This is a genomic window from Pseudomonas morbosilactucae, assembly GCF_023241715.1.
GTDB lineage: Bacteria > Pseudomonadota > Gammaproteobacteria > Pseudomonadales > Pseudomonadaceae > Aquipseudomonas > Aquipseudomonas morbosilactucae.
The window spans coordinates 42,021-54,740 of the sequence record NZ_JALQCW010000062.1; the positions used below are offsets into that span (position 1 = coordinate 42,021).

Below are 12,720 nucleotides of genomic sequence, written 5' to 3' on the forward strand. Positions count from 1 at the left end.
CGGCAGCAGGGGTTGCGGCAATTATGTAAATACGTTTTAGATCGCGCTGTGTTTTTGTATGCAGGTGTGAGAGAACGCTATCGGCCAAAAGCGGACCATCAGCCCTGGTGGCAGTCCAGTGGACGTCTTGGGCTGACAAGCAAAATGGGGCCGGAGAGGGCCGTCTTCGCAAGGAGCGGGAAACCTCCAAATACGCATATGAGCTTTAAGGTAAGTGTGGAAGACTTCGCCGGATCGAAATTTAAGGCAAAAGTGCCGGTGAAGCCTGTTGCCACAAAGGAGAGGAAGACGCCAAAGCGTGTTGATATGCTCGACTCATGGGCGCGCCTGCCGGGTAGCTTTGGACATGGGAGCGGTGAGCCAGCAGATCATTGAATGGATAAGGCGACGTAATTCGTTTTGCTCACTCACGCCATCCGTGACGCTTTGCCTAACGCAATCGGCGGTCTATTTTGATGCGAGAACGAACCTGTTAGTGGAGAGTAGATGAGTACAACGACGGTCCTACAACTTCTCAAAACGGCGGAGCAAATACTTGAAGGTCTACGAAGCCTTATTATTCGTGCGCGCCCCCCATCGGTTTCACCAGATCGTTTGCGGGTCAGCCTTGTGCTAACTATTGCCGAGCAGTTTGAGGCAACGTTACATTTGGCTAATGCCCATATGAGTACGCACGCAGCCACTCATGTGAGGTCAATGATCGAGGCGCTCGTAGCTATGAAGATGCTTGGGACGAGTAACACCTATGTTGACCAGATGCGGTATGAAAAATTAAAAGGTGAGCGACGTGTTTACAAGGGAATACTTGCTGACCCTCATACTCCTGAACAATTGAAAATCTCAATAAAAGAAATGGACGATATCTGTCTTTCCGAGTGTGAGGTTTTTCGTGCTGCCGGCCTCAAACCCAAGAGAATAAGCGACGATATTGGCGCTGCCGGGTTAGGTCATTTAGTTGGACCATATTCGATGCTTTGTGCTTTCTCACATAACGATCTAGCTGCGCTGGCGTTCCGGCATCAGAATGAAACGAACATGGTCTATAAGCAGGCTGACTCACCTAAGTTCGTAGAGTCGATCATTTCCACCTCGTTGATGGTACTGATGGATGCAACTGATCAATTTGGCAGGCTTGCCAAATTTCCTGACAACCACTTCCATACAGTTTTTACGGAGATGAATACGAAGTGGGTTGATGTTCTTTCACGACGCGTGGGGTGAAGGTCTGGATTACGTGGTTGTTTTGAATCGCCTCTGATTTCCTGAAGGCATCCGACGGGCTCCTTTTGGCCGTTTTCTGCCTATCGTACAAGTAGCAACGGGTCATTTCGTAGGCTTCACAATTTCACCAATTCGCCGATATACCTTCTTGGTCATTTCTTCTGTGGAGTGACCTAGTAGGCGGCTCGCGTGTGTCAGCTCGATCTCGCTAGCAGCTTTGGGCCGGATATCCTTGAACTGAAACTGACGAATGCTCGTTGCCAGGGCGGGATCACCGTCAGCTGACGCTTTGATTGCCGCCTTATCTCGTGCGTCGTCCCACCGATTACGCAACATCTGCGGGCTCATCCGAAGTCCAGACGCGTTTGTTATCAAAGTTGACGAACGGAAAAGGGGACGGATCTATTTTCAAAATAAATCCGCCCCCTTTTTACCTCGCGCCCCCTTTTTACTGCAGAGCGCTGGAGCGCCAATCAGCGAATACTCCTCCCACCTTCAACCCACCTGCTCGAACCGCCGCCGCTTCAGGAACAACCCCACCCCCAGTGCAACGGCAAAGATCGACAATAACCCCAGGTCAAACCCAAACAAGCGGGTTTGGCTCGCGGCAACGCAGCCGACTGCGCCTATCGCTATCAGCAGTACCCCTAACCATTTGCGAAGGGGGTACGGCTTAACAAATCGGTCGAGCAGGAAGAACAGCACCAGTGCAACGACCAGTTGGGTAATGTCAGACATGTGTTTCTCCCGTCAGGTCTTGATGATCAGTGTCGAGGCGCTGCGTTGCGGGCCGATGCCGCCATTCACCTGCGCCTCAATGCTCACCAGTACGTCGCCTGCGTGATAGGTGGGCAGGGTTTCATTCACGTACATGCGCACACCGGCGCCGACAGGGGCGCCCACGTAGGGGGAGGCAACATAAGAGGTGGCGCCAGCGAACGCCGAGGCTGCAAGGTTGGCGATTTTGGTGCGTTGGGTGTTGAGAACATCACCCTGTTGCCGGGTCAGCGGCTCGGAGATGCCGATCATCATCAGGCACGGCAGGTTCTTGGCCAGCATCTTGTCGTACACCTCGACGACCTTGCGGTTGATCTCATAGTGAGCGCTTTTCGCCTCGCCAAAATGCAGCTCGCGCAGGCGTCCGCGTTCGCTGTCGATGAGGGTGACCTGCGAGACGTTGAACACGATCCCGTGATTGCCCATGTATTGGAAAGTCCCTTCGAACTTCATCGCACGCATCCTTTCGAGCAAAAGGCGGGGGTTGTCTAGAAAGCGCGCTGGATTCAAATCATTTCACCTGGCCGATCAGCCTGGATGCCCGGCCAGGAACACGTTAGATTCAGCCCCTAAAAGGATGACTCACCCCCATGGAGTAGAATTTTGCGCAAACTGATTGTGGTGCTCATGCTCGGGTTCCCGTGCAGTTTTCCGGTAATCGCGGGTGATGGCAGGGCGGTGGAAGTCTCGGCCTTTGGAGCGGTTGTTTCGTCGAGTCTTGCGGTGACTCTTTTCCCCGTCACGCTGACTGAAGACAGTCAAGGAAGTAGCCGCAATAGCTCAAAGGGAGGCGATTCCAAGATAGTTGCCGCTCGCAATGATGCTGCCGCTTTCGTCGCGAGTGATGGGGTTATTAGAGGCGCGAGCCTGGAGGCGGCGTTCGAGGTTTTGCGGATTGGGGATGAGCCGGCCACAGCCAGCGACATGATGCTGGCTGAAGCCGTTTTGGTTTACGAATCGCGCTAGCGAAACAGGGGGGCGACCACTATTGGCCAACCCGCTCACTGGGCTTTTTGCGTCCTTGTCAGCCCGTCTTGCATAGGTATAGGGGATATGCTTATCCGTCGAGTTTCGACCTTCAGAGGGCGAATGGAAAAATCGCCTGGCTGCATCACCTGCTGCCGAAGGTGGCTGGCAGTGGCTAAAGAAATCGAAAACCCCTGCATCTCGACTTGCCGATTAAATAGTGAGTTATGTGTAAGTTGCGGGCGAAGCAAGGAAGACATCAGAAAGTGGAAGCGCATGAAACGGCCTGAAAAAATGGCCGCTGTGCAAAAGGCGAATGTGCGCTTGAAAGGGCTGAAAAAAGCTCAGAGATAATTACTTGCCTTGGATGACAGCTTTGGGGCGTCTTCAGCCCGTTATGACAGGCAAATAGTCGGCCAGAGTCGATCCAAGGCAGCCCTTGATGTATATGTGTTGTCGCCATAGGTTACTGGCGTTCATGGAGGATTCTGACTGATGGCACGTGTAGGATTGATACTGACACCCGGTTTTGCGGACTGGGAATACGCTTTCATTGCTGGAACTGCGTCTCCGTTTTACGGGATCGACGTCAGGTTTTTTGCTTCTGTTACGGGGCAGTTTCGCTCGCAGGGTGGATTGGCCGTAACGGTCGATAGCAATTTGCAACAATGTCTGGACTGGAAACCGGACGTTGTTGTCGTCATTGGAGGAATGGTTTGGGAGCGTGAAGAAGCACCAGATGTTCGAGAGTTTCTGCATGCTAGTCGCTTAACTGGAGCGACAATTGCTGGCATCTGTGGGGGAACGCTGGCACTTGCCAGGGCTGGCCTTCTCAACACTGTTCCTCATACATCGAACAGCGCTGACTTCCTGCAACAGAATGCCGTAGGTTATGAGGGAGGCACGCTTTATCGAAGCAGTCCAGTAGCTTTGGTTGCAGACCGCATCATAACTGCTCCAGGCCCTGCACCCGTTAGCTTCACCTGCGCAGTGTTCGAAGCTGCCGGGCTATCTTGCGAGATCACTTCTCAATTCAGATCAATGTTGGCAGCGGAACATCGGTGACGGCGTCGTCCTAATAAACAGCCGATCAGGTGATTTGTTCGAGTGGCTGCTCATGGCCGTTTCCTGCCTGTCGTGATCATTGCTGGATGCAATATCTTCGGCCCGTCGACTTACCCTTTTGTTCATCACTGATAACGGTCTATTTAGGCGTTGCTCCAGGTGTTGCAGTGGTTGATTTTCTTTTTGCCCTGGCAGATTCCGGTGTTATTGGGAGGCTTGGATCGAGGTTGATTCCGGTTGTGGATTGAATCCGATAAATAAACGCCACCCTTGAGAACGCTGCGCCCGCTTCGCGGGCGTTCGCAGCCTTCGGCAACTCCTACAGGGACCGCGAACGGCGATAAAACAGGCCGGCAGGCCGCCGTCTTGCTCTTGATTTTGATCTGTAGCGCCCCGTTAACCACGATGGCCGAACGCAGGCATTTAGCCGTGGGTAACCCGGCAGGGATGCCGGGTTAGCCGCCATCAGGCCATGGATGGCCTGTGGCGGCGGCCCACGGATCAATGCCGGAGAGAGGGCATGCCGAGCCTAGGCGAGGCACCAAGTGGAGGGGCAAGAGCCTTTGGTTACTTTGGGCTCTTTCCAAAGTGACTCGCTGTAAGAGCGAAACCATAAGCCGCCACACCCACAGCAACGGATATGTCCCCAATATTCGCGGCCTACCTCAATGCACAATCTGCGCAAGAAACGCCTTAGCCCGCTCACTCTTCGGCGCCCCAAAAAAACGCCTCCGGCGGCGCATCCTCCACAATCCGCCCACCATCCAAAAACAACACCCGCTCCGCCACCTGCCGCGCAAACCCCATCTCATGGGTCACACACAGCATGGTCATGCCACTCCCCGCCAGCTTCACCATCACATCCAGCACCTCACTGACCATCTCCGGGTCCAGCGCCGAGGTCGGCTCATCGAACAACATGATCTTGGGCTCCATGCACAACGCCCGGGCAATCGCCACACGCTGTTGCTGCCCGCCGGACAGCTGGCACGGGTATTTGTCGGCCTGGTTCTCAATCCCCACCTTGGCCAGAAACCCCCGGGCCAGTTCCTCGGCTTTTTTGCGCGACAGGCCGCGGACGGTGATCGGCGCCAGGGTGCAGTTGTCGAGCACGCTCATGTGCGGGAACAGGTTGAAGTGCTGGAACACCATGCCCACTTCGCTGCGCACGCGCGCCGCTTCGCGGGTGGTTTGGGAGAGGTCGGTGTTGTCGATGAGTATCCGGCCTTTCTCGGCGATTTCCAGGCGGTTGATGCAGCGGATCAGTGTGGATTTGCCCGAGCCGGAAGGGCCGCAGAGGACGATGCGTTCGCCCTCGCGCACGTTGAGGTCGATGTCGTGCAGCACGTGGAACGCGCCATAGAATTTGTTCAGGCCGCTGATCTCCACCACCACTTTGCGGGTGTCGGTGGCGATGATCGGCGCGGTGGTCAACGGGGCAGTCTGGGTCAGCATGGTCGGGTCTCCGGCGATCAGTGGAAGCGGTCGGCGCTGTAGGGCGCCGGGTCGGTGAACGGCGTGGCGCCGGTGAGCATTTCCGCCAGCAGGCGGCCGCTGACCGGGCCCAGGGTCAGGCCGTGGTGGGCGTGGCCGAAGTTGAACCACAGGCCTTTATGGCGCGCGGCCGGGCCGATCACCGGGCACATGTCGGGCAGGCACGGGCGACGGCCGAGCCAGGGTTCGGCGTCGACCCGTTCGCCCAGGGGGTAGAAGCGGCGGGCCAGGGCTTCGCAGCGGCGCAGTTGGATTTCATTGATCGGGTCGTCGCGGTCGGCGAATTCAATGCCGGTGGTCAGGCGAATGCCGCCGACCATCGGCGCCAGCACGTAGCCGCCCACCGGGTCCAGCAGCGGGTGCTGCAAGCGGGTGCCCGGCAGCGCCGCGTAGTGCATGTGGTAACCGCGCTTGATCGCCAAGGGGATCTGGTAGCCCAGGGGTTCGAAAATCCCCCGCGCTTCAGGGCCCAGGGCGACCACCGCCTGTTCGGCGGTGATCACGCCGGCCTCGCTCTGCACCTGCCACTGGCCGTCGACCTGGCGCAGGCTCAGGGCATCGCCGATCACGAAGCGGCCACCGCGCTGCTTGAACAATTCGGCGTAGCCGCGGGTCAGGCCGCCCGGGTCGGTGACGGTCTTGGGGTCGAGCCAGTGCAGGCCGCCCACCACGTCGGGGTGCAGCCCGCTTTCCAGTTGATGGATCTGTTGGCGGTCGAGCACCCGGTAGTTCAGGCCGTATTCCGCCAGGGCCAGGGCGTCGGCCTGGGCCTTGGCGAAGGCGGCCGGGTCGTTGAAGGCTTCGATCCAGCCTTCACCCTGGATCAGGCCCTGCATCCCAGCGGGTTCGGCCAGTTGCATATGTTCGCTGACGCAGCGCTCGATCAGCGGCAGCATGGCGCGGGTGGCGCGGGCGAGGCCTTTGGGCGCGGAGTGGCGCCAGTATTGCAGCAACCAGGGGCCGGCCTTGGGCAGGTGGCTGAAGCTGTAGCGCACGTCCGATTGCTGGTTGAGGCCGTAGCGCAGCAGCTTCGATACGTCCCGGGGGAAGGCGTAGGGGATCACGCTGGCGCGCTCGATCAGCCCGGCGTTGCCGTGGCTGGTGCCGTTGCCCGGTGGCTGGCGGTCGAGCAGGATCACTTGCTGGCCGCGTGCTTGCAGGTGCAGGGCGGTGCTGACGCCGACGATCCCGGCGCCCAGAACGATGGTTTGGCAATGCATGGGGTCAATCCTTGGTACGCGGGCCGCCAGGGCGTCCCGCTGGAGTTCGGTCAGTTGAGGTGGCGGCTGAGGCGGCCTTCGAGAAGTTTCAGGCTGCGCCGCACCACTTCAACGATCACCAGGTACAGCACCGCGGCCCAGAGGTAGATCTGGAAATCGAAGCTGCGGGAGAAGGCCAGTTTGGTCACGCCCATCAGGTCGTAGATGGTCACCAGGGAGGCGATGGCGCTGGCCTTGATCATCAGGATCAGCTCGTTGCCCAGGGGCCCGATGGCCACCAGCAGCGACTGCGGCAGGATCACTTTGCGAAAGCTGGTCCAGCGAGACAGGCTCAAGGCCTTGCACGCTTCGCGCTGCCCCTGGGCCACCGCCAGCAGGCTGCCCCGCAGGATCTCGGCCTGGTAGGCGGCGGTGTTCAGGGTGAACGCCAGCAAGGTGCACAGCCAGGCATCGCGGAAGAACCACCACAGCCCCACGTCCTGCCAGAAGCCTTTGAACGAGCCCAGGCCGTAATACAGCATGAACAGTTGGGCCAGCAGCGGCGAGCCGCGGAAGAAGTACACATAGGCGCCGCTGAAGTGGCGCAGCAGGCGGCTGTTGGACAGGCGGGCGAGGGCGATCAGCAGGCCGAGCACGGCGCCGAGGCTGAAGGAGATCGCCACCAGCTTGCCGGTGACCAGCAGGCCGTCGATAAAGCGCGCGCCGTAGCGGTCCAGCAACTCGGGGCTGAGGAACAGGTTGAGCAATTCATCCAGGCTCATGGGCGCACGCTCCGTTGATGACGGTTGAAGTACTGCTCAAGGAAGCGGAACAGTTGCCCGGACAACGCCGAGAAAAACAGATAGCCGAAGCAGGCCACGGCGTAGAACAGCATCGGCTCCTTGGTCACGCGGACGGCCAGGTTGGTCTGGCGCATCAGGTCCACCAGGGAGATGGTCGAGACCAGCGAGGTGTCCTTGAGCAGTGACAGCCAGTTGTTCGACAGGCCCGGCAGGGCGATGCGGGTCAACTGCGGCAGCACCACCTTGGTGAAGGTGGTACGGCGCGACAGGCTCAGGGCCGAGGCGGCTTCGTACTGGCCCTTGGAAATGGTTTTGAAGGCGCCGAGCCAGATCTCGCTGGAGAACGCGGCGAACACCAGGCTGAAGGCGATCATCGCGGCGACAAAGGTGTTGATCGCCACTTCGCCGGGGTAGCCCATGGAGCCGAGGATCTTCTGTGCCGCAATCTGGCAGCCGTAGTAGATGATCAGCAGGGTCAACAGCTCCGGCAGGCCGCGAAATACGGTGGAGAAGGTGGTGGCCCAGGCCCGCACCCAGCGGTTTTTCGAGCGGGCGGCCAGGGCTACGGCGAGCCCCAGGGGCAGGCCGATGGGCACGCAGCTCAGGGCCAGGGCGATGGTGACCAGGGCCCCGGCCAGCAAGGCCGAACCCCAGCCGCCGCTGGCGAACGATAACAGTGACAGATGTTCGAACATGCTCGAACCCTCAGGACAAATTGAGCCTGCACGCCGGCGCCGCACTCAAGGGTGAGTGCAGGGCAGGGGTACTCGAAAGAGGCGGGCCGCCAAGCAGCCCGGGGCGGTCAGTAGATATCGAAGGCGAAGTAGCGGCTGGAGATCTTCTTGTAGGTGCCGTCGGCCACGATCTCGTCCAGGGCCTTGTTCAGGCGCTCGCGCAGGGCGTTGTCTTCCTTGCGCACGGCGATCGAGGCGTCGGCGGTGGTGCCATTGACGTCACCGATGATCTTGCAGCAGTCCTTGCCGGCGGTTTCGGCCCAGGCCAGCAGCGGAAACTTGTCGGCGATCACGCCGTCGACACGGCCGGCGGCCAGGTCGCTGTTGGCTTCGTCCAGGGTCGGGTAGAACTTCACGTCGGCACCGGCCGGGCCGTAATGGTCTTCGGCGTAGATGGCTTGGGTCGAGGACGACTGCGCGCCCACGGTGCGGCCCTTGAAGTCGGTCTGGGCATCGGTGATGTCCGAGTCCTTGGCCACGGCCACCGACAGCGGGGTGCGGTAGTAGTGGTTGGTGAAGGCGATTTTCTTCTTGCGCTCGTCGGTGGCGATCATCGAGGCCACCACGGCGTCGTATTTCTTCGCCAGCAGCGCCGGGATGATGCCTTCCCAATCCTGGGCGACGAGGGTGCATTGGACCTTCATGCGTTCGCACAGGGCGTTGGTGATGTCGACGTCAAAGCCGTGCAGCTTGTTGTCCGAGTCCACGTAGTTGAAGGGCGGGTAGGCGCCTTCGGTGGCGATTTTCAGCACTTCAGCCTGGGCGCCGGTAGCACCGGCGAGGACCATGGCACATGCACTGGCAAAGCGAACGACATTCTTCATTTGGCACCTCGATTATTGTTTTGGTCTGGCAGAGGATGTGTAACCCACGAACTCGTTATGCAGGGCGGCGGTGGCTTCCAGGCGGCGCTCGACGTCCGGGCCCAGTTGCTTGCACACCTCGTTCACCAGCAGGTGCACCAGCGACAGCATGGCTGCGGTGGACTCCCAGAACAGGTTGAACTCGGTGGGCACGCGGAACACTTCATCGGCGTTCTGCTCGGCCCAATCACAGAAGGTGTCGGTGACCAGGGTCACCGCAATGCCAGCCTCGCGGGCCTTGTGGCAGAGGTTGAGGGCGTGGCGCGAATAGCGCCGTGCCTCGAACACCACCAGGGCGCAATCTTCCGGCTGGCTCAGCAGCACCTCGGCGTAGTGCCCGGCGGCACCGTCCACCAAGTGCACGTCATCGCGCAGATACTGCAACAGGTGGACCATGGACGCGGCGATGCCGCGCTCGGTCTGGAACCCGGCGACAAACACCTTGCGCCGGGTCGCCAGGCGCTGGGCCACGGTGAGCCAGGCCGGGGTCAGGCTGTATTCATAGACTTTCATCAGGGCGCCGACTTCCAGCTCGAAGCTGCGGGGCAAACCCTGGGGCGCCTGGTTCGGCTGCTGACGGAATTCCTGCAGCCGATCGCCGACCAGCCACGGGCCTTCGCCGAGGTCGTTTTTTCAGGTCGTTTTTTTAGGTCTTTGAAATGGCTGTAGCCAATGGCACGGCAGAAGCGCCCGACGCTGGATTCGCTGACGCCGAGCTTGTCGGCAATGTCGGCGGCGGTCTGGAAGGGCAACTCGTAGAGGTTGGCCAGCATGTAGCTGGCAATCGCCCGGCCCGAAGCGGTGGCGTTGGGCAAGCTGCTTTCAAGGCGTTGTTTGATGGGCTGGCTCAAGGCTCGGTCCTCTGCTGGGGTGCCACTGGAGAGCGAAAGTGAATGTTTTCTGTCATTAAGTCAATATTTGACAGATAACTGGCGTGACGCGATAGTCAGGCCACTTCCAATAATCACTCCACTGGAGCCCGCGATGTCCGAAGCCACCCCCGTGCACGCCGAAATCGAGCACCTTGAGCTGTCCGAATTGACCCAGTTGTTGCAGCGCATTTTTCTGCGTCACGGCACCCGCGTCGAGGTCGCCCAGGTGCTGGCCGACAACTGCGCCCGGGCCCAGCGGGACGGCTCCCACAGCCATGGGGTGTTTCGTATCCCGGGTTACCTGGCGTCCCTGGCCAGCGGCTGGGTCGATGGCCAGGCGCTGCCGGTGGTGGAGGATGTGGCCAGTGGTTTTATTGCTGTGGATGCGGCCAACGGCTTTGCCCAGCCGGCCCTGGCGGCGGCCCGCGAGGCCCTGATCGAGAAGGCGCGCAGTGCCGGGATCGCGGTGTTGGCGATTCGCAATTCCCACCACTTCGCCGCGCTCTGGCCAGACGTCGAGCCCTTTGCCGAAGCCGGCCTGGTGGCCCTGAGCGTGGTTAATAGCATGACCTGCGTGGTGCCCCACGGCGCCCAGCGGCCGCTGTTCGGCACCAACCCGATTGCCTTTGCCGCGCCACGGGCCGGCGCCGAACCGATTGTGTTCGACCTGGCCACCAGCGCCATCGCCCATGGCGATGTGCAGATCGCCGCGCGCCAGGGCCAGCAATTGCCACCGGGCATGGGGGTGGACAGCCAGGGCCAGCCGACCTGCGACCCCAAGGCGATTCTCGACGGTGGCGCCTTGCTGCCGTTTGGCGGGCACAAGGGCTCGGCGCTGTCGATGATGGTCGAGCTGCTGGCGGCGGCGCTGACCGGCGGCAATTTCTCCTTTGAGTTCGACTGGTCCCAACACCCCGGCGCACAAACCCCCTGGACCGGCCAGTTGCTGATCGTCATCGACCCGAGCAAGTCCGGGGGCGGGCGCTTTGCCAGCCGCAGTGATGAGCTGGTGCGGCAGATGCAGGCGGTGGGGCTGGAGCGTTTGCCGGGCGACCGGCGCTACCGCAGTCGGGCCCAATCCCTGGTCCAGGGCATCCCCCTGGCCGCCGCCGAGCTGGCCAAACTGCGCCAGTGGGCGGGTTGAGCCGCAAGTCGTTCATCCTCTCGGGCCGGGGTCTGTAGGCCTTAAGTTTTGCTCCCGGTAGGGGCCCGGTCTTACGTCGAGTTTGCCGGGCCTTGCCCGCCACTCCAAAGCAGCCGCCGTTTAGCGCCAAGGCAGCATGGGCCGGGCCCCACGTCCTTTTGATAATCGCCTCCGACATCTCGTCCCCCGTTTGCGGAGCGCGCCATGCACAACAATAAGAACTGCCAGCACCGTCTGTTTCCGGCCTTGATCGCCGGCCTGTCTGCCTTTGGCCTGAGCACCGTCGCCGAGGCGGAAATCATGCTCTACGACAAAGACCAGACGACCTTTTCCACCGACGGTTACATCAACGCCTTTTACGTCAACAGCGACGTCGACCGTGCCGGCGACCAATTCGACCGGCGCCAGGCGCGGGTGAAGATGGGCTTTCTGCCCAACTACCTGGGCTTCAACATGAGCAAGCAGGTGGACGACCTCAAGCTCGGCGCCCGGGCGTCGTTCTGGGTGACCATCAACGACAGCGAAACCAACGGCACCGACACCGCCATCGATGTGCGCCAGTTCTATGGCACCGTGGCCAACCCGGAGTGGGGCGAGGTGTTGATCGGTAAGGACTTCGGCCTGTTTGCCCGTTCCAACATCCTGCTTGACGAGTTGCTCGCCGGTTACGGCCAGGTCAGCGACACCCTGGGGCTGGTGGACGGCGGCGGGGTGTCGTTCGGCAATATCGGCAGCGGCTACCCGTACCCGTTCCCCACCTCGCAGATCACCTACCGCACCCCGGTGATGGACGGCCTGCGGGTGGCGGTGGGGATCATGGACCCGGTGGACACCAACGACAGCAGCGCCCTGGGCAAGGCCTACCAGAAGAACCCGCGCACCGAGAGCGAGGTGACCTACCAGTTCGACCTGGGCGGGGCGAAAATCTACAGCTGGCTCAACGGCAGCTACCAGACCTCCGACAACACCGATTCCACCGTGGCCTCTGTGACCTCCAAGGGCCTGGGCTACGGGGTGCAGGCGAAGATGGGCGGCTTGTCCCTGACCGGTTCCGGGTTCCAGGCCAAGGGCATCAACCCGTTCTTCACCAACAACGCCGGCGAGGCCACGTTGCGTAATGTCGACAGCAAGGGCTATCTGCTGCAGGGCTCGTACAAACTCGGCAAGAACCGCCTGGCCCTGTCCTATGGCAAGACCAAGGACGACGGCAACGGCGTGGTCGGCAGCGGCGCTGACTATGAAACCCGCGGCATTGCCCTGTTTCACGACATCAACGACAACCTCAAGTTGGTGGCCGAGTACAACCAGTTCGAGATTGCCGGGCATGAAACCAGCGCCCAGAACGAAAACACCGACACCTTCGCCGTAGGTGCCGTGCTCACCTGGTAACCCCCGCCGTCGGCCCCGGCACGCGCATCGCGCCCGGGCTGGCGGCGTCTGTGGACCCACCGTGTAGGAGCCGGCTTGCCGGCGATGGCGATCTTGCGGGCCTCATCGCTGGCAAGCCAGCTCCTACAAAGACGTCGGCACCAACAGGGCAGGTAGGCCCGGGCTGGCGGCGTCTGTGGACTCACCTTGTAGG

13 protein-coding genes and 2 pseudogenes are annotated in these 12,720 nt (G+C 60.7%); 6 read left to right on the forward strand and 9 right to left on the reverse strand.

Features of this window, described 5'->3' with window-relative positions:
* Positions 1-486 precede the first annotated feature (486 nt).
* On the forward strand, positions 487-1,221 hold the full coding sequence (locus tag M1B34_RS22100) for a DUF5677 domain-containing protein (RefSeq protein ID WP_268266220.1): 735 nt from the start codon (positions 487-489) through the stop codon (positions 1,219-1,221).
* 102 nt (positions 1,222-1,323) lie between these two features.
* On the opposite strand, the gene M1B34_RS22105 is transcribed toward M1B34_RS22100, so the two are convergent.
* From M1B34_RS22105 to M1B34_RS22115, 3 genes are all read right to left on the reverse strand, one after another.
* On the reverse strand, positions 1,324-1,569 hold the full coding sequence (locus M1B34_RS22105) for a site-specific integrase (protein WP_268266221.1): 246 nt from the start codon (positions 1,567-1,569) through the stop codon (positions 1,324-1,326).
* 147 nt (positions 1,570-1,716) lie between these two features.
* Entirely contained in the window at positions 1,717-1,959 is a 243-nt protein-coding gene (locus M1B34_RS22110; protein ID WP_029294865.1) for a hypothetical protein, read from the reverse strand.
* 12 nt (positions 1,960-1,971) lie between these two features.
* Positions 1,972-2,451, reverse strand: a complete 480-nt coding sequence (locus M1B34_RS22115) for a hypothetical protein (protein ID WP_268266222.1) — start codon at positions 2,449-2,451, stop codon at positions 1,972-1,974.
* Between the two features lie 150 nt (positions 2,452-2,601).
* Here M1B34_RS22115 and M1B34_RS22120 point away from each other — a divergent pair, with 150 nt between their 5' ends.
* From M1B34_RS22120 to M1B34_RS22130, 3 genes are all read left to right on the forward strand, one after another.
* On the forward strand, positions 2,602-2,964 hold the full coding sequence (locus M1B34_RS22120; protein WP_268266223.1) for a DUF2388 domain-containing protein: 363 nt from the start codon (positions 2,602-2,604) through the stop codon (positions 2,962-2,964).
* Between the two features lie 171 nt (positions 2,965-3,135).
* A complete protein-coding gene (locus M1B34_RS22125) occupies positions 3,136-3,318 on the forward strand; it encodes a DUF1289 domain-containing protein (protein ID WP_268266224.1) in 183 nt (60 codons plus the stop codon).
* 141 nt (positions 3,319-3,459) lie between these two features.
* Entirely contained in the window at positions 3,460-4,029 is a 570-nt protein-coding gene (locus tag M1B34_RS22130; protein ID WP_268266225.1) for a DJ-1/PfpI family protein, read from the forward strand.
* A gap of 665 nt (positions 4,030-4,694) precedes the next feature.
* Here the strand turns inward: M1B34_RS22130 and M1B34_RS22135 are convergent.
* The 6 genes and pseudogenes from M1B34_RS22135 to M1B34_RS22160 form a co-directional block, all read right to left on the reverse strand.
* Positions 4,695-5,484: pseudogene (locus M1B34_RS22135) on the reverse strand (amino acid ABC transporter ATP-binding protein).
* Positions 5,485-5,501: 17 nt separating this feature from the next.
* Positions 5,502-6,743, reverse strand: a complete 1,242-nt coding sequence (locus tag M1B34_RS22140; RefSeq protein ID WP_268266226.1) for an NAD(P)/FAD-dependent oxidoreductase — start codon at positions 6,741-6,743, stop codon at positions 5,502-5,504.
* A gap of 50 nt (positions 6,744-6,793) precedes the next feature.
* Positions 6,794-7,504: an ABC transporter permease gene (locus tag M1B34_RS22145; RefSeq protein WP_123331227.1), complete on the reverse strand. Its 711-nt coding sequence runs from the start codon at positions 7,502-7,504 to the stop codon at positions 6,794-6,796.
* The gene (locus M1B34_RS22150; protein WP_268266227.1) at positions 7,501-8,220 is read right to left on the reverse strand and encodes an ABC transporter permease; all 720 of its coding nucleotides are present in this window, start codon (positions 8,218-8,220) and stop codon (positions 7,501-7,503) included. Before M1B34_RS22150 ends, M1B34_RS22145 begins: the two co-directional genes overlap by 4 nt.
* 107 nt (positions 8,221-8,327) lie before the next feature.
* Positions 8,328-9,083 (reverse strand): transporter substrate-binding domain-containing protein, encoded by a 756-nt coding sequence (locus M1B34_RS22155; RefSeq protein ID WP_268266228.1) that lies wholly within the window; start codon positions 9,081-9,083, stop codon positions 8,328-8,330.
* A 12-nt stretch (positions 9,084-9,095) separates the two neighbouring features.
* A pseudogene (locus tag M1B34_RS22160) lies at positions 9,096-9,973 on the reverse strand (MurR/RpiR family transcriptional regulator).
* 133 nt (positions 9,974-10,106) lie between these two features.
* Between M1B34_RS22160 and M1B34_RS22170 the strand changes: the two are divergent.
* Both M1B34_RS22170 and M1B34_RS22175 read left to right on the forward strand, forming a co-directional pair.
* A complete protein-coding gene (locus M1B34_RS22170; RefSeq protein WP_268266231.1) occupies positions 10,107-11,138 on the forward strand; it encodes an Ldh family oxidoreductase in 1,032 nt (343 codons plus the stop codon).
* A 204-nt stretch (positions 11,139-11,342) separates the two neighbouring features.
* Positions 11,343-12,527: a porin gene (locus M1B34_RS22175; RefSeq protein WP_268266232.1), complete on the forward strand. Its 1,185-nt coding sequence runs from the start codon at positions 11,343-11,345 to the stop codon at positions 12,525-12,527.
* The last annotated feature ends 193 nt before the right edge of the window (positions 12,528-12,720 follow it).